Here is a 16,306-nt window from a genome sequence, read left to right as displayed (position 1 = left end):
GACAGGCTGGCTGTAATGGGGCTGCTGTGCAGCCCATCGCCGGCAAGCCAGCTCCCACAGGCATGTCGAAAGGCTCACGACATGCGCTTCACTTGTGGGAGCCGGCTTGCCGGCGATGGGCCGCATAGCGGCCCCATTGACTGCCTCTAATCAGTCAAACGGGGCGACCTTGGTCGCCCCGCTCGGGTTGTTGCGCTTGCTTACTCTTGCGGTGCCTCTTCGGCGCCCGCGCTGTCGTCATCGACAGCCTCCGGCGCTTCGCCTTGCGCATCCGCCTCGACCAGTTCGTCGAGCTCTTCTTCGGAAGGCTCCTGAATCCGCTCCAGGCCCACCAGCGTTTCGTCAGCCGCCAGCTTGATCAGCGTCACACCCTGGGTGTTACGGCTCAGGCTGGACACTTCGCCAACCCGTGTGCGCACCAAGGTGCCCTGGTCGGAGATGAGCATGATCTCTTCGCCTTCCTGAACCTGGATAGCGCCGATCAACAGACCGTTGCGCCCCTTGGTACCCATGGCGATCACGCCCTGGCCACCACGGCCGCGACGCGGGAACTTGGACAGCGGCGTACGCTTGCCGTAACCACGCTCGGACGCGGTGAGGATCTGCGCACCGGACTCAGGGATCAGCATCGAAATGATCTGCTGCCCTTTGCCCAGCTTCATGCCGCGCACACCACGGGCGGTACGGCCCATTTCGCGCACCACGCTTTCAGCGAAGCGGATCACCTTGCCGGCGTCGGAGAACATCATGACTTCCTTGGCACCGTCGGTGATGGCCGCGGCAATCAAGGTGTCGCCTTCTTTCAGCTTCAGGGCGATCAGGCCGCTGGTGCGTGGGCGGGCAAACTGGGCCAGCGGGGTCTTCTTGACGGTACCGGAAGCGGTGGCCATGAAGATATAGGCACCGGTCGGCTCAGCAGACCACTCCGGGGTGTCGCCGTCTTCTTCGTCGACTTCCTCGGCCTCTACCAGCTCACCTTCGAGCACGGTGTCATCGGCCTCGTCCAGCTCTTCGTCCAGGTCGGCGCTTTGCTGCAGGGCCTCGAGGTCGATCTGCAGCATCGCAGTGATGCGCTCACCCTCTTCCAGCGGCAGCAGGTTGACCAGCGGACGGCCACGGGCAGCACGGGACGCTTCGGGGATCTCGTAGGTCTTCTTCCAGTACACCTTGCCCTTGCTGGAGAACAGCAACAGGGTGGCGTGGCTGTTGGCGACCAACAGGTGCTCGATGTAGTCCTCGTCCTTCACGCCGGTCGCCGACTTGCCCTTGCCGCCACGGCGCTGGGCCTGGTAGGCGGACAGTGGCTGGGTCTTGGCATAGCCACCGTGGGAGATGGTCACCACGCGCTCTTCTTCCGGGATCATGTCGCCGTAGTTGAGGTCGTGGCTGGCGTTGAGGATCTCGGTGCGGCGCGCATCGCCGTATTCGGCGCGGATGGCTTCGAGCTCTTCGCGGATCACTTCCATCAGGCGCTCGGCGCTGCTGAGGATGCGGATCAGTTCGCCGATCTGCTCGAGGATTTCCTGGTACTCGGCCAGCAGCTTCTCGTGCTCCAGGCCGGTCAGGCGGTGCAGACGCAGGTCAAGAATCGCCTGGGCCTGTTCCGGCGACAGGTAGTACTTGCCCTCGCGCAGGCCGAACTGCTCCGGGAGGTCTTCAGGGCGGCAGGAATCGGCGCCGGCGCGCTCGACCATGACCTGCACAGCGCTGGATTCCCAGGCAGTGGAAATCAACGCTTCCTTGGCTTCCGACGGCGTCGGCGAGGCCTTGATCAGGGCGATGACCGGGTCGATGTTGGACAGCGCGACCGCTTGGCCTTCAAGGATGTGGCCACGCTCACGGGCCTTGCGCAGCTCGAACACGGTACGGCGCGTCACCACTTCACGGCGGTGGCGGACGAACGCTTCGAGCAGGTCCTTGAGGTTGAGCAGACGCGGGCGGCCGTCGATCAGGGCCACGACGTTGATGCCGAACACGCTCTGCAGCTGGGTCTGCTGGTAGAGGTTGTTGAGCACCACCTCCGGCACCTCGCCGCGACGCAGCTCGATGACGATGCGCATGCCGTCCTTGTCGGACTCGTCACGCAGCTCGGTAATGCCTTCGATCTTCTTCTCTTTGACCAGCTCGGCGATCTTCTCGATCAGACGCGCCTTGTTCAGCTGGTACGGCAGCTCGGTGACGACGATCTGCTGGCGGCCACCGACCTTGTCGATGTCTTCGACTTCGGAACGGGCACGCATGTAAATGCGGCCACGGCCGGTGCGGTAGGCCTCGATGATGCCCTGGCGGCCGTTGATGATGCCGGCAGTCGGGAAGTCTGGGCCAGGGATGAACTGCATCAGCTCATCGATGGTGACATCCGGGTTGTCGATCAGCGCCAGGCAGCCGTCGATGACCTCGCCGAGGTTGTGCGGCGGGATGTTGGTCGCCATGCCCACGGCGATACCGCTGGAACCGTTGACCAGCAGGTTGGGAATACGGGTCGGCATGACTGCCGGGATCTGCTCGGTGCCGTCGTAGTTGGGCACCCAGTCGACGGTTTCTTTGTGCAGGTCGGCCAGCAGCTCGTGCGCCAGCTTGGCCATGCGCACTTCGGTGTATCGCATGGCCGCGGCGTTGTCGCCGTCGACCGAACCGAAGTTGCCCTGGCCGTCGACCAGCAGGTAACGCAGCGAGAACGGCTGGGCCATACGCACGATGGTGTCGTAGACCGCAGTGTCGCCGTGCGGGTGGTACTTACCGATCACGTCACCGACCACACGGGCGGACTTCTTGTACGGTTTGTTCCAGTCGTTGCCCAGTTCGCTCATCGCAAAGAGAACGCGACGATGCACGGGCTTCAAGCCGTCACGCGCATCGGGCAGCGCTCGCCCGACAATCACGCTCATCGCGTAGTCGAGGTAAGACTGTCTCAGTTCGTCTTCGATATTGACCGGGAGGATTTCTTTGGCCAGTTCGCCCATGAGAAGCCTGATTCCTTTTTCTGGTGAAACTTCGCAGCGCCATCAAGGGCCGAACGAAGCTCGCCGTCGCGACGCGCAGTGCTGCGACGACTTACGACAAATCAATGAGTTGTGCCATGGATCTGCGCAAATTTGGCCGCCGTGATGGGCGGTCTTGGAAACTGCCGGATGTTATCACAAAGGCAGTGCGGGTGGGGAGATGTGGCAGGCCTTGACACTACAGGTTGTGCAAGGCTCATGCAGGAGCAGCCTTGCGCTGCGAAGAGGCCGATGCAAGCAGCAGAAATACCCGGCGCCGGTACTGGCCTCTTCGCAGCACAAGGCTGCTCCTACAGAGAAATGTGTAGCCACACCCCTCAGTGCAAACGCTTGCGGCACATCAACTGAGCCAGCTTGGCGGTATCCGGGCGTTCGACGATACCCTTCTCGGTCACGATCACGTCGATCAGGTCGGCCGGGGTCACGTCGAACACCGGGTTGAACACCTCCACCTGCGGCGCCACGCGGGTGCCGGCGTAATCCAGCAGCTCGTCTGCATCGCGCTCTTCAAGCGGGATGTCCTCGCCGGTGGCCAGGTTCAGGTCGATGCTGGTGCTCGGCGCCACGACCATGAAGCGCACGCCGTGGTGCATGGCACTGACCGCGAGCTGGTAGGTGCCGATCTTGCTCGCCACATCACCATTGGCCGCGATGCAGTCGGCACCGACCACGACCCAGGTGATGCCCTTGCTCTTCATCAGGTGGGCCAGGGCCGAATCGGCGCACAACGTCACCGGAATGCCCTCGTTGGCCAACTCCCAGGCGGTCAGGCGCGAGCCTTGCAGCCAGGGGCGGGTTTCGCCGGCATACACCCGCTCGACCATGCCCTCCAGGTAACCCGCGCGGATCACCCCCAGCGCGGTGCCAAAACCGCCACTGGCCAGGGCGCCGGCATTGCCGTAGGTGAGCAGGGTCTGGGCGTTGCCCTGATGGCGGCGAATCAGTTCGATGCCGTACTGGGCCATGGTCAGGTTGGCTTCACGGTCGCTTTCATGAATCGCTACCGCCTCAGCTTGCAGCGCGGCCAGCACGTCTTCTTCCGGGCGCAAGCGCTGCAGGCGCTCACGCATGCGGTTCAGCGCCCAGAACAGGTTAGCGGCGGTGGGCCGCGCCTCGGCCAGGCTGAGGAAGTCTTCTTCCAGGTCCTGCTCCCAGTCGCCGCCCTCGGCCAGGCGCTCTTCCAGGGCGAGGACCAGGCCGTAGGCCGCGGCAATGCCGATGGCCGACGCGCCGCGCACCGCCATGTCACGGATCGCGTTCACCACCTGCGCGACATTGTCGCAGGCCAGCCAGACCTCCTGCGCGGGCAGCAGGCGCTGGTCGAGCAGATGCAGAACGCCGCCTTGCCAGCGGATCGCGGTCACCTTCTCCGCCGCCAAAAGTCGCTCGCGCATCGCCTCTCCCCGTCGTTCGGATATCAAAAGCCGGCGATTATAGCGACCCTCGGGCTTGAGCGCTCGGGTATACTCCGGCCCAATTTAGCGAAGTTTCAGAGGACTCTTAAATGAGCAACGTCGACCACGCCGAAATTGCCAAGTTCGAAGCCTTGGCCCACCGCTGGTGGGACCGTGAAAGCGAGTTCAAGCCGCTGCATGAAATCAACCCGTTGCGCGTCAACTGGATCGACGAGCGGGTCGGCCTGGCTGGCAAGAAAGTGCTGGACGTGGGCTGCGGCGGCGGCATTCTCAGCGAATCCATGGCCCTGCGTGGCGCCTCGGTAACCGGCATCGACATGGGCGAGGCGCCGCTGGCAGTGGCCCAGTTGCACCAACTGGAGTCCGGCGTCGAAGTTGAATACCGTCAGATCACCGCCGAAGCACTGGCCGAAGAGATGCCTGGGCAGTTCGACGTGGTCACCTGCCTGGAAATGCTCGAGCACGTCCCCGACCCGTCGTCGGTGATTCGCGCTTGCTACCGCATGGTCAAGCCTGGCGGCCAGGTGTTTTTCTCCACCATCAACCGCAACCCCAAGGCCTACCTGCTGGCCATCGTCGGCGCCGAGTACATCCTGAAGATGCTGCCGCGCGGCACCCACGACTTCAAGAAGTTCATCCGCCCGTCCGAACTGGGCGCCTGGAGCCGTGTTGCCGGCCTTGAAGTCAAGGACATCATCGGCCTGACCTACAACCCGTTGACCAAGCACTACAAGCTTTGCAACGACGTGGACGTCAACTACATGATCCAGACCCTGCGCGAGGAATGAGCATGCGTTTGCGAGCAGTACTCTTCGACATGGACGGCACCCTGCTCGACACGGCGCCGGACTTCATCGCCATCTGCCAGGCCATGCTCGCCGAGCGCGGCTTGCCGGCCGTGGACGACAACCTGATTCGCGGGGTTATTTCCGGCGGTGCCCGTGCCATGGTCGCCACCACCTTCGCCATGGACCCCGAGGCTGAAGGCTTCGAGGCCCTGCGCCTGGAGTTTCTCGAGCGCTACCAGCGCGACTGCGCGGTGCACAGCAAGCTGTTCGACGGTATGGCAGAGCTGCTGGCCGACATCGAGAAAGGCAACCTGCTGTGGGGCGTGGTCACCAACAAGCCGGTACGTTTTGCCGAGCCGATCATGCAGCGCCTGGGCCTGGCCGAGCGCTCGGCGCTGCTGATCTGCCCGGACCACGTGAAAAACAGCAAGCCCGACCCCGAGCCGCTGATCCTGGCCTGCAAAACCTTGAACCTGGACCCGGCCAGCGTGCTGTTCGTCGGCGACGACCTGCGCGACATCGAGTCTGGCCGCGATGCCGGCACCCGCACGGCGGCGGTGCGCTACGGCTATATTCATCCAGAGGACAACCCGAACAACTGGGGTGCCGACGTGGTGGTGGACCACCCGCTGGAACTGCGCAAGGTGATCGACAGCGCGCTGTGCGGCTGCTGAGCCTCACTCCAAGCCCCTACCTTGTCCCTGTGGGAGCGGGTTTACCCGCGAAAGGGCCGGACCAGGCAGCTTGATTGCCTGACCTGACGCATTCGCGGGTAAACCCGCTCCCACAGGGTAAGGTGCCGCGCCAACGAACTCGAAGGACCACACAATGTTCGACTACACCGCCCGCCCCGACCTGCTGCAAGGCCGGGTCATCCTGGTCACCGGAGCCGGCCGCGGCATCGGTGCCGCCGCTGCCAAGGCCTATGCCGCGCTCGGTGCCACCGTGCTGCTGCTGGGGAAGACCGAGGCCAACCTCAACGAGGTCTACGACCAGATCGAGGCCGCTGGGCACCCGCAACCGGTGGTGATCCCGTTCAACCTGGAAACCGCCCTGCCCCACCAGTATGACGAGCTGGCAGTCATGATCGAAGACCAGTTCGGGCGCCTGGATGGCCTGCTCAACAACGCCTCGATCATCGGCCCGCGCACGCCACTGGAGCAGTTGTCGGGTGACAACTTCATGCGCGTGATGCACATCAACGTCGATGCCACCTTCATGCTCACCAGCACCCTGCTGCCGCTGCTCAAGCTGTCGGAGGACGCCTCGGTGGTGTTCACCTCCAGCAGCGTCGGGCGCAAAGGCCGGGCCTACTGGGGCGCCTACGGGGTGTCGAAGTTCGCTACCGAAGGCCTGATGCAGACCTTGGCCGACGAACTGGAAGGGGTTGCGCCGGTGCGCTCCAACAGCATCAACCCGGGCGCCACACGCACGGCGATGCGGGCCCAGGCTTACCCGAGCGAGAACCCGCAGAACAACCCGCTGCCTGAAGAGATCATGCCGGTGTACCTGTACCTGATGGGGCCAGACAGCACTGGGGTGAATGGGCAGGCGTTCAACGCCCAGTGATTTTGGGTGGCCTGTACTGGCCCTATCGCCGGCAAGCCGGCTCCGACAGGGGTTTCATTGCCTTCTGGCTTGGTGAAATTCTGTGGGAGCCGGCTTGCCGGCGATAGGGCCAGTACAGGGGGCCATCAACCCGCCGCCAACGCCGGCCGCACCCGCCCCTGCTGACGCCCTTCCAACTGCATGCAGCGCTCCAGGAACAGGTACATGCAGTCGTAACTCTTGCAGATCGCCCGGCGCAATTCGGTACGCAACCCCAGCGTCGGGTTCTCCCCCGCCAAGGTACAGATGATTTCCAGCGCCTCCCACGGGTGCGCATCGTCGTACTGCGCATGCATCTTCAGCCACTTCATGGCGCGCTTGCGCTGCTCCTCCGGGAAGCCTTGGGCGTAGGTGTCATTGGCGCACACCACCGCAGACCATTCCCCCGTCGCGCCTTCGATGGCGTAGTTGGTCGCCGCCATGGAAATCGCCAGGTTTTCGGTCGCACACACCCGCCAGCACCAGTCATTGAGCCCATTCAACTCTGGCGGCACCTCCTGTGCCTGCAGGTCATGCAGGTGAACGCCATGGGCATGGCACCAGTGCACCCAGTAGTCGGCATGGTTGAGCTCGACGCGGATGTTGCGCATCAACCAGCGCCGCGCCATGTCTTCGCCGGGGTGGCGGCCATAGCGGGTCTTGGTCAGGTTATGGGCCATGTACAGGGAGAACTGCTCGACCACTGGCCAGCCGCCAATCAGGTACTGGCGGATGGTCGAAGGCTTCAACTGGCCATCACGCAGGCGCTGGTAAAACTCATGCTCGACTACCCGGCGCTTGCTTTCGCGGCACTCTTCAATCAGTTGCTGGGCCCATTGAGGGTAACTGGCGGGGTCCATCAATGGCCCGATACGAACGAATGCATCAATCACTTTCAGCTCCTTGTTCCTTGTGATTTTTCGGACGTGTTGTGTCAGCGAAAGCCGCTGTCTAGCTAACGAAACGTGCCAGGTGCCCGCTGCAACAGAGGCCGTGCGGCGATCCGTTGGCGCTGCAGGCTGTCACAGGTGAACACCTGGGGCCGTTCGATCAGGTAGCCCTGGGCGTAATCCACGCCAATTTCCTGCAGGGCCTGTTCGATCAAGGGGGTTTCGACAAACTCGGCGATGGTCCGCTTACCCATGACATGGCCGATGTGGTTGATGACCTCGACCATGGCCCGGTTGACCGGGTCGTCGAGCATATCCTTGACGAAACTGCCGTCGATCTTGAGGAAATCCACAGGCAAATGCTTCAAATAGGCGAACGACGACATGCCGGCACAGAAGTCGTCGAGCGAGAACCGGCACCCCAGCCCTTTCAGTTCGTTGATGAAACGAATGGCACTGCCGAGGTTGGCAATGGCGCTGGTTTCGGTGATCTCGAAGCAGATCATGCGTGGCGGGATGGCGTACTCGACGAACAAGCGCTGCAAGTACTCGAGGAAGTTGTCGTCGCCGATGCTCGACCCCGACAGGTTGATCGCGCACATGGACAACGGCCCTTCGCGCCCTTCGTCCAGGCACTGGCGAATCACCTGGAACACATTGCGCACCACCCAGCGGTCAAGGGCGGTCATCAGGCCATAGCGCTCGGCGGCGGGGATGAAGCTGCTGGGCAGGATGGTGCGGCCGCTCTCGTCGTGCAGGCGCAGCAGAATCTCGATATGGCCAGGGCCTTCGATGGTCTTCAGCGCGGCGATTTCCTGGGCGTACAGGCAGAAGCGGTTTTCTTCCAGGGCCACGTGCAAACGCTGGATCCAGGCCATCTCGCCAAAGCGCATGGACAGCTCGCTGTCGTCGGCGTGGTACACCTGCACCCGGTTGCGGCCCTTTTCCTTGGCCATGTAGCAGGCCATGTCGGCGGCGCGCAGCGAGGCCTCCAGGGTACCGGGGGCCTGCGCCATGTTCACCAGGCCAATGCTCACGGTGGTGACGAACGGGCGCCCCTTCCACACAAAGTGCAGGCTCTGGACCATCTGGCGCAGTTGCTCGGCAATTCGCTCGGCCTGGTCCGGCGGGCAGTTTTCCAGCAGCACGCCGAACTCATCGCCACCCAGCCTGGCCAGGGTGTCCCCTTCGCGCAGCCCCGACTGCAATACGGCGCAAATATGGCGCAGCAACTCGTCGCCCGCCGCGTGGCCACAGGTGTCGTTGACCAGCTTGAACTGGTCGAGGTCGAGGAACATCAGTGAATGCCGCCCAGCCTGACGTGCCAGGCCGTTGAGCGCCTGCTCCAGGCGGTATTCGAACTCGCGGCGGTTGGCCAGGCCGGTCAAGGCGTCATGGGTCGCTTGCCAGGACAGGTTGGCGATGTACTGGCGCTCCTGGGTCATGTCGTGCAGCACCAGCACGATGCCGCTGACCTGCCCGTCATTGACAATGGGCGAGCCCACCAGGTTGATCGACACGGTGCTGCCGTCCAGGCGCTGGATCAACCGGGCATGCTCGGCGCCGCCCTTCAGGCTGCCACTGAGCACCTGCTCGACCAGGCTGCGGCCGTCCTCTTCGGCCTGCTCGTCCACTAGGCTGAACAGCGCCGAAAGTGGCAGCCCTTGGGCTTGGCCGGCCTGCCAGTGGGTAAGTTGCTCGGCCGCCGGGTTCATGTAGCCGATATAGCCATCGACATCGGTGGTGATGACCGCATCGCCAATCGCCTGCAGGGTGATCTGCGCCCGCTCCTTTTCGGCCTGCAGGGCACTGGCGAACGCCTGGCGCTGGGCCAGCAACTTGCTGGAGCGGCGCCAGGCAATGGTAATGAGGAACAAGGCAGTCAGCAGGTTGGTGATCAGCAGCACCTGCAGCAGCATGCGCGAACCCTCGCCCAGGGCATCGCTGAAAGCCCTGGCGGCCGGCGTCACACCTTCGTTGATGGCGACGATGCGGGCCTTCCAGTCGCTGATCGTGCCGGCATCGACCTGGCCACCGGCAAAGCCTGTGCGCATCTCGTCCGCCAGCACATCCAACTGGCCCAGGTAGCGGTCACCGATGTCCCAATAATCGATGGCCGTCTGCATGTAGCTGATGCTGCGGAAGTTGCGATAGAACCAGATGATGCGTTCGACGTCGTCGGGGTGGTTGCCCCCCTGCAACACGGCATCGCGCGCGGCGTTCAAGTCCGGATTGGGCTGGTCGAGCACTTCACGCAACTGGTGATCGCCATGGGGCACGGTGATGGCCTGGCGATAGCGCTGGTAAGTGCTTTCGTCGCGGTTGTCGGCGTACAGGTTGAGGTAGTAGATGGCGTCTTTCTGAGCCTTGGACCACAAGCTCTCGCCCGCGACATAGGCGCGTACCGCCGATAGCGTATAGAGGCTGAGACCGGCCAATGCCGCCTGGAAGATCACGACGGCAATGAAGGGCCAGATGATACCCAGCAGCTTCGGCGCTTCTAGAGTGCGATGTCCCTTCATGGAGTCCCTGTCACAGAGCAGATAAGGCTCGAATCAACCCAGACAAGCACAGCGTAGGCCATTTGCCATCTGCGTGGAGGGGTTTTTTATGACAAGGAATGGGGCGATTCGCACCGCCCGTAACAAGAGGCTCAGGTCTGCTGCAGATGCCCGTACAGCTTGGCGTACAAACCACCCTCGGCAATCAACTGCTGATGGTCGCCATCTTCGGCCACATGCCCGCCATCGAACACCAACACCCGGTCGGCCTGTTTCACGGCCGACAGGCGGTGGGCGATGATCAGCGTGGTGCGGCCGCTGAGGAAGCGCGCCAGGGCCTGGTGCAGGTTGTACTCGGTGGCAGCATCCAGCGCCGACGTGGCTTCATCGAGAATCACCACCTTGGGTTCGGCCAAAACCATCCGGGCAATCGCCAGCCGTTGCCGCTGCCCCCCGGACAGGCGCACACCGGAACGCCCGACCACGCTGTCCAGCCCTTGCGGCAAGGCGGCGATGGTGGCGTCCAACTGCGCAATGCGCAGCGCCTGCCAGCAGGCTTCGTCGCTGCACTCGCGGCCCATGGTCAAGTTGGCGCGCACGCTGTCGTTGAACAACGAAGGGTGCTGCAGCACCACCGCGACGTTTTCACGAAGGGTTTCCAGGCCGATTTCCTGCAGGCTGGCACCGCCAAAGCGGATGGTCCCCGCCTGGGCGCTGTACAGGCCAAGCAGCAGCTGCACCAAGGTGCTCTTGCCGCCACCGCTGGCGCCCACGATGGCCACCTTCTCGCCTGGGGCGATGGACAGGTCGAGGTGCTCGAGCACCGGCTCGTCGGCATAGGCGAAGCGCAGGTCGCGCACCTCGATGCCCACTGTTTCGCGGCCCACGAACGGGTCACTGGCCGCCGGGTACTGCGGCTCGTCGGCACGCGCCAGCAGCTCGTTGAGCCGGCTCAGGGCGCCACCGGCGGCGTAGTAGGCGTACTGCAGGTTGAGCAGTTGCTCCACCGGGCCGATCATGAACCACAGGTAGCTGAACACCGCCAGCATCTGGCCGATCGACAGGTCGGAAAACAGCACAGTGAGCATCGCCGCGGCGCGGAAGATATCGATGCCGAACTGGAACAACAAACCACTGGCGCGGCCGCTGGCATCGCTCTTCCATTGCGAGTCCACGGCGTAGTCACGCACCTCCCGGGCGCGCACGCCCAGGCGCCCCAGGAAATAGCCCTGGCGGTTGCCGGCGCGGATCTCCTGGATGGCGTCGAGGGTTTCCGACAGCGCCTGGGTAAAGCGCGCGGTGCTGTCGTTTTCGAGCTTTTTCAGGTGCTTGACGCGCTTGCCCAACTGCACGGTGAAGTAGATCACCAGCGGGTTGAACAGCAAAATCAGCAACGCCAGTTGCCAGTGCATCCAGATCAGGATGGCCGCCGTGCCGGTCAGGGTCAGCATGGCGACCAGGAAGCGGCTGAGGGTCTCGCCGACGAATTTGTCGAGGGTGTCCAGGTCGGTGACCAGGTGAGTGGTCACCGTGCCGCTGCCCAGGCTTTCGTATTCCTTGAGGGAAATCCGCTTGAGCCGTTCGATCAGCCGAATACGCAGGCGGTAGACGATGTCCTTGGCCAGCCCGGCAAACAGCTTGGCCTGCACCACGTTGAAGGCCAGGGCGGCCAGGCGCAGGCACAACGTCAGCGCCAGCATCAGGCCGATATAGCCGGCCGCGACCTGCCAGTTGGCCGGCAGCAGGTGGTTCATCCACTTCAGCGCGGCGTCGCCGTGGCCCAGCAGCACTTCATCCACCAGCAGCGGCAGCAGCAAGGGGATCGGCACGCTGCAGCACGCCGCGAGCACGGCAATCAGGTTGGCTGACCAGAGGTTTTTCTTGTGGTGCAGGGCCAGGCGGCGGATTTCCGCCCAGCTCAGTCGATCGGCCGCACTGTGGGGTTTCCCTGGCACAGGGTCGGGCGACCCGGGCACATCAAGCACAGGCAGCCTGCTGCAGCCAGCGGCCGAGCAAGGGTTGCAGGCGCTCCAGCGGCTGGTAGCCGTTGGTCAGCAGCGCCAGCTGGCCGTTGCGCTCGGCCAGCAGGGTGGGGAAACCGGCGATGCCCAAGTCTTGCGCCCATGCAATATCGGCTGCGGTGGCTACACGCGTGTCGGCGCGGGCAAAGGCCTCGGCAAACACCGCACGGTCGAAGCCCGCCTGTTCGGCCAGCTCAACCAGGTGCGGCGCGGTAGTCACGTCGACACCGGCCTCGTAGAACGCGCGCTGGATCAACGCCAGCAGTGGCCAGACGCGCTCGGCGTCCAGCTCACGGGCGGTGACCAGGGCGCGGCAGGCAGGTTCGGTGTCGTAGACAAAACCGTCAGGCATGGCGCCCTCGAAACGAAACGGCTGGCCAGTGGCGTCGGCCACCGCCTGCCAATGCTCGAGGATGTACTTGCGGGTCGACGCATCCAAGGCGCTGCCGCCGGTGCGCAGGCCGCCTGGCACCAGGTGGGTCGGCACGCCGGCTTCACGCGCCTGGGCGATCAGGGCCGTGGCCACCGGCGCAAAACCCCAGCACCAGGAGCACATAGGGTCCATCACATACAGCAGGCGTGCAGACATGCATCAGGCCTCGGCTTTGTAGTTGTAACCGATCGGGTGCGGCAGGTTGCGGGCCTTGGCCAGCTCGATCTGCTTCTGCCGGTCGATGGCGCTGCGGCGAGTTTTTTCGCTCAGGCTGTCCCAGCAGTGCGGGCAGCTGACACCTGGCGAATAGTGCTCGGACGCACGCTCCTCTGCGTTGATCGGGTGGCGGCAGGCATGGCACTGGTCGTACTCGCCTTCGCTCAGGTCATGGCGCACCGTGACGCGGTTGTCGAAGACGAAGCAGTCGCCGTCCCACAGGCTTTCTTCCTGAGGCACTTCTTCGAAGTACTTCAGGACGCCACCTTTAAGATGATAGACCGCCTCGAAGCCTTCACCGAGCATGTAGCTGGAGGCTTTTTCGCAACGGATACCGCCGGTGCAGAACATCGCCACTTTCTTGTGCTTGCTCGGGTCGAAGTTGGCCTTGATGTACTCGGGGAACTCGCGGAAGGTCTCGGTCTTGGGGTCGATGGCGCCCTTGAACGTGCCGATGGCCACTTCGTAGTCGTTGCGGGTATCGATCAGCAGCACTTCAGGGTCACTGATCAGGGCGTTCCAGTCCTTGGGCTCGACGTAGGTGCCCACCTGCTGGTTGGGGTCCACGCCCGGCACACCAAGGGTGACGATCTCTTTCTTCAGCTTGACCTTGGTGCGGTAGAACGGCTGTTCGTCGCAGTAGGATTCCTTGTGGTCGACATCCACCAGGCGCGGGTCGTTGCGCAGCCAGGCCAGCAGGCCGTCGATGCCTTCGCGGGTGGCCGACACGGTGCCGTTGATGCCTTCGTTGGCCAGCAGCAGGGTGCCTTTGACGTCATTGTCGAGCATGGCCTTGAGCAGCGGCTCGCGCAGCTCGACGTAGTCTTGCAGGGTGACGAATTTGTACAGCGCCGCGACGACGATCGGTTGTGACATGAACGTGAATCTCCAGGTGGTTGCCCTCGTAAGGGGCGGACCGGGGTAACAAAAACAGGGGGCTGCTTCGCAGCCCATCGCAGGCAAGCCAGCGCCCACAGGTACAGGGTGTGGGAGCTGGCTTGCCTGCGATGGGCCGCAAAGCGGCCCCCTTTGGGATTGTTGCGGATTCTACCAGAACGCTAGAAAGGATTCAGTGCCCGCCGCCCGCACACACCGGCGAGGCCGGTGCGGCCCCGACCTTGGCCCACTCTTCAGCGGTGTAGGTGTGGATCGCGAGGGCGTGGATCTGGCCCATCAGCTCGCCCATGGTGGCGTAGACCTTCTGGTGACGCTTGACGCTGTTCAGCCCGGCAAACTGCTCGCTGACGATCACTGCCTTGTAGTGGGTCTCCTGACCACGACTGTGCATGTGACTTTCATTGAGCACTTCCAGGTGTTGCGGCGCCAGCGCGGCCAGTTGTTGCTCGATGCGGTGCTGCATGCTCATCACGCGTTACTCACTTCTTGGCGGGGGCGGCGGCCTTGCCAGCGTTCGGGTCAAGCTCTTTGGTCATGTCTTCGAGCAGCTTGTTGACCACCGGTACCGCAGGCTCCAGGCTCTGCTGGGTCAGCTGGGCCGACTGCTGGGTAACCTTAGGCATTTCGCGCAGGACTTTCTTGCCCAGCGGCGACTCGTAGAACTTGACCAGGTCCTTGAGCTCGGCCTCGGTGAAGGTGGCGGTGTACAGGTCGACCATTTTCGGCTTCAGCTTGTTCCAGCCGATGGCGCTGTCCAGGGCGGCGTTGGCCTTGGCCTGGTAGCTTTGCAGCACCGGTTGCTTGGACGCAGGCGCCTTGGTTTGGGCGAAGCGCTGGGCGAACATTTGTTGGACCTGCATATAGACCGGGGTGCCCAGCTTGTCGGCGTTGGCCAGGGTCAGGAATTTCTCGGCGGCAGCGTTGTGACTGGCGGTGGCAGCGAGTACCTGACCGCTGGCACAGGCCAGGGCGACGGCGGCACAAAGGACACGGAGACGGGTCATTGCATTTCCTTCAAGAGAGGGAGGCGGGTACCTCAGAGTAGAGCATTCTGCGCTGTGGTGGCGATGTGCTCAAGTGGGCACGACGAGCGAGGGAACCGCGCTGTCGAATCAGGGCCTAAACTGCGATTTCGAACCACAAAGGAGTGAGCGCAGAATGAGCCGTATCGAGACAGACAGCCTGGGCCCGGTCGAAGTTCCTGAGGGCGCCTATTGGGGTGCGCAGACCCAGCGGTCGCTGATCAACTTCGCCATAGGCAAGGAACGCATGCCGCTCGCGGTGCTGCACGCCCTGGCGCTGATCAAGAAAGCCGCGGCACGGGTCAACAACCGCAACGGCGACCTGCCGGCCGATATCGCCCGGCTGATCGAGCAGGCCGCCGACGAAGTGCTCGACGGCCAGCATGACGATCAGTTCCCGCTGGTGGTCTGGCAAACCGGCAGCGGCACCCAGAGCAACATGAACGTCAACGAAGTCATCGCCGGGCGCGCCAACGAACTGGCCGGCAAGGGCCGTGGCGGCAAGACGCCCGTGCACCCCAACGACCACGTCAATCGCTCGCAGAGTTCCAACGACTGTTTCCCCACCGCCATGCACATTGCCGCGGCCCAGGCGGTGCATGAAAAACTGCTGCCGGCGATCGCCGAGTTGTCCTCGGGGTTGGCCGAACTGTCGGCGCGCCACCTCAAACTGGTCAAGACCGGCCGTACGCACATGATGGACGCCACGCCGATCACCTTCGGCCAGGAGGTCTCGGCCTTCGTTGCCCAGCTCGATTACGCCCAGCGCGCCATTCGCGCCACCCTGCCCCCAGTCTGCGAACTTGCCCAGGGCGGCACGGCCGTCGGTACCGGCCTGAACGCGCCACACGGCTTTGCCGAAGCCATCGCGGCCGAGCTGGCGGCCCTTTCCGGATTGCCATTCGTCACCGCGCCCAACAAATTCGCCGCCCTTGCCGGCCATGAACCGCTGACCAGCCTGGCGGGGGCGCTGAAGACCCTGGCCGTGGCCTTGATGAAAATTGCCAATGACCTGCGCCTGCTTGGCTCCGGCCCCCGCACGGGGCTGGCGGAAGTGCGCCTGCCGGCCAACGAGCCGGGCAGCTCGATCATGCCCGGCAAGGTCAACCCGACCCAGTGCGAGGCACTGTCCATGCTGGCCTGCCAGGTGCTGGGCAACGACGCGGCGATCGGTTTTGCTGCCAGCCAAGGCCACTTGCAGTTGAACGTGTTCAAACCGGTGATCATCCACAACCTGCTGCAGTCGGTTGAACTGCTGGCTGATGGCTGCCGCAACTTCCAGCAGCACTGCGTGGCCGGGATCGAGCCGGATGCCGAGCAGATGGCGGCGCACCTGGAGCAAGGGTTGATGCTGGTGACGGCATTGAACCCGCATATTGGCTATGACAAGGCAGCGGAAATTGCCAAGAAGGCGTATGCCGAGGGCACGACCTTGCGCGAGGCGGCGTTGGCGTTGAAGTACCTGACCAATGAACAGTTCGATCAGTGGGTCAGGCCGGAAAACATGCTGGCGCCGGGCGGTAAAGGCTGACCC

The 16,306-nt window shown here is 63.7% G+C and carries 13 protein-coding genes; 4 read left to right on the top strand and 9 right to left on the bottom strand.

Annotation, left to right across the window (positions count from 1 at the left end; genetic code table 11):
• Nucleotides 1-200 precede the first annotated feature (200 nt).
• Both gyrA and mtnA read right to left on the bottom strand, forming a co-directional pair.
• A complete protein-coding gene (gene gyrA, locus D886_RS0121915) occupies nt 201-2,963 on the bottom strand; it encodes a DNA gyrase subunit A (protein WP_027595948.1) in 2,763 nt (920 codons plus the stop codon).
• Between the two features lie 356 nt (nt 2,964-3,319).
• On the bottom strand, nt 3,320-4,396 hold the full coding sequence (mtnA, locus tag D886_RS0121910; RefSeq protein ID WP_027595947.1) for an S-methyl-5-thioribose-1-phosphate isomerase: 1,077 nt from the start codon (nt 4,394-4,396) through the stop codon (nt 3,320-3,322).
• A 110-nt stretch (nt 4,397-4,506) separates the two neighbouring features.
• Between mtnA and ubiG the strand changes: the two genes are divergently transcribed.
• The 3 genes from ubiG to D886_RS0121895 all read left to right on the top strand — a co-directional run bounded on the left by ubiG (nt 4,507) and on the right by D886_RS0121895 (nt 6,774).
• The gene (gene ubiG, locus D886_RS0121905) at nt 4,507-5,205 is read left to right on the top strand and encodes a bifunctional 2-polyprenyl-6-hydroxyphenol methylase/3-demethylubiquinol 3-O-methyltransferase UbiG (RefSeq protein WP_027595946.1); all 699 of its coding nucleotides are present in this window, start codon (nt 4,507-4,509) and stop codon (nt 5,203-5,205) included.
• Nucleotides 5,206-5,207: 2 nt separating this feature from the next.
• Nucleotides 5,208-5,879, top strand: a complete 672-nt coding sequence (mupP, locus tag D886_RS0121900; protein WP_027595945.1) for an N-acetylmuramic acid 6-phosphate phosphatase MupP — start codon at nt 5,208-5,210, stop codon at nt 5,877-5,879.
• A gap of 154 nt (nt 5,880-6,033) precedes the next feature.
• Nucleotides 6,034-6,774 carry a YciK family oxidoreductase gene (locus D886_RS0121895; protein ID WP_027595944.1) on the top strand — a complete coding sequence of 247 codons (741 nt, stop codon included), beginning with the start codon at nt 6,034-6,036 and terminating at the stop codon, nt 6,772-6,774.
• 125 nt (nt 6,775-6,899) lie between these two features.
• Here the strand turns inward: D886_RS0121895 and D886_RS0121890 are convergent, their stop codons facing one another.
• The 7 genes from D886_RS0121890 to D886_RS0121860 form a co-directional block, all read right to left on the bottom strand.
• Nucleotides 6,900-7,685, bottom strand: coding sequence for a TenA family transcriptional regulator (locus D886_RS0121890; RefSeq protein ID WP_027595943.1), 786 nt, complete (start codon nt 7,683-7,685; stop codon nt 6,900-6,902).
• Between the two features lie 62 nt (nt 7,686-7,747).
• Nucleotides 7,748-10,204 carry an EAL domain-containing protein gene (locus D886_RS0121885; protein ID WP_027595942.1) on the bottom strand — a complete coding sequence of 819 codons (2,457 nt, stop codon included), beginning with the start codon at nt 10,202-10,204 and terminating at the stop codon, nt 7,748-7,750.
• Nucleotides 10,205-10,335: 131 nt separating this feature from the next.
• Nucleotides 10,336-12,168 (bottom strand): ABC transporter ATP-binding protein, encoded by a 1,833-nt coding sequence (locus D886_RS0121880; RefSeq protein ID WP_027595941.1) that lies wholly within the window; start codon nt 12,166-12,168, stop codon nt 10,336-10,338.
• Nucleotides 12,161-12,793, bottom strand: coding sequence for a DsbA family protein (locus D886_RS0121875; RefSeq protein ID WP_027595940.1), 633 nt, complete (start codon nt 12,791-12,793; stop codon nt 12,161-12,163). The genes D886_RS0121880 and D886_RS0121875 overlap by 8 nt, the downstream gene beginning before the upstream one ends.
• Before the next feature lie 3 nt (nt 12,794-12,796).
• Nucleotides 12,797-13,729: a rhodanese-related sulfurtransferase gene (locus tag D886_RS0121870; protein WP_027595939.1), complete on the bottom strand. Its 933-nt coding sequence runs from the start codon at nt 13,727-13,729 to the stop codon at nt 12,797-12,799.
• Between the two features lie 193 nt (nt 13,730-13,922).
• A complete protein-coding gene (locus D886_RS0121865) occupies nt 13,923-14,219 on the bottom strand; it encodes a BolA family transcriptional regulator (RefSeq protein ID WP_027595938.1) in 297 nt (98 codons plus the stop codon).
• 10 nt (nt 14,220-14,229) lie between these two features.
• Nucleotides 14,230-14,754, bottom strand: a complete 525-nt coding sequence (locus D886_RS0121860) for a DUF2059 domain-containing protein (protein ID WP_027595937.1) — start codon at nt 14,752-14,754, stop codon at nt 14,230-14,232.
• A gap of 154 nt (nt 14,755-14,908) precedes the next feature.
• Here D886_RS0121860 and D886_RS0121855 point away from each other — a divergent pair, with 154 nt between their 5' ends.
• Entirely contained in the window at nt 14,909-16,303 is a 1,395-nt protein-coding gene (locus D886_RS0121855; protein ID WP_027595936.1) for a class II fumarate hydratase, read from the top strand.
• Nucleotides 16,304-16,306: the final 3 nt, after the last annotated feature.

This window comes from Pseudomonas sp. LAIL14HWK12:I7, assembly GCF_000483465.1.
In the GTDB taxonomy this organism is placed as follows: Bacteria; Pseudomonadota; Gammaproteobacteria; order Pseudomonadales; family Pseudomonadaceae; genus Aquipseudomonas; species Aquipseudomonas kermanshahensis.
Note: the sequence above shows the minus strand (reverse complement) of the source record. Positions and strands in the feature narration are given on the sequence as shown.

What these genes read in the sequence shown, in the direction of transcription:
- D886_RS0121860 (WP_027595937.1), bottom strand. Translation starts at nt 14,754, where the DNA reads ATGACCCGTCTCCGTGTCCTTTGTGCCGCCGTCGCCCTGGCCTGTGCC.
- D886_RS0121865 (WP_027595938.1), bottom strand. Translation starts at nt 14,219, where the DNA reads ATGAGCATGCAGCACCGCATCGAGCAACAACTGGCCGCGCTGGCGCCG.
- D886_RS0121855 (WP_027595936.1), top strand. Translation starts at nt 14,909, where the DNA reads ATGAGCCGTATCGAGACAGACAGCCTGGGCCCGGTCGAAGTTCCTGAG.
- D886_RS0121895 (WP_027595944.1), top strand. Translation starts at nt 6,034, where the DNA reads ATGTTCGACTACACCGCCCGCCCCGACCTGCTGCAAGGCCGGGTCATC.
- ubiG (WP_027595946.1), top strand. Translation starts at nt 4,507, where the DNA reads ATGAGCAACGTCGACCACGCCGAAATTGCCAAGTTCGAAGCCTTGGCC.
- mtnA (WP_027595947.1), bottom strand. Translation starts at nt 4,396, where the DNA reads ATGCGCGAGCGACTTTTGGCGGCGGAGAAGGTGACCGCGATCCGCTGG.
- gyrA (WP_027595948.1), bottom strand. Translation starts at nt 2,963, where the DNA reads ATGGGCGAACTGGCCAAAGAAATCCTCCCGGTCAATATCGAAGACGAA.
- D886_RS0121870 (WP_027595939.1), bottom strand. Translation starts at nt 13,729, where the DNA reads ATGTCACAACCGATCGTCGTCGCGGCGCTGTACAAATTCGTCACCCTG.
- D886_RS0121885 (WP_027595942.1), bottom strand. Translation starts at nt 10,204, where the DNA reads ATGAAGGGACATCGCACTCTAGAAGCGCCGAAGCTGCTGGGTATCATC.
- mupP (WP_027595945.1), top strand. Translation starts at nt 5,208, where the DNA reads ATGCGTTTGCGAGCAGTACTCTTCGACATGGACGGCACCCTGCTCGAC.
- D886_RS0121875 (WP_027595940.1), bottom strand. Translation starts at nt 12,793, where the DNA reads ATGTCTGCACGCCTGCTGTATGTGATGGACCCTATGTGCTCCTGGTGC.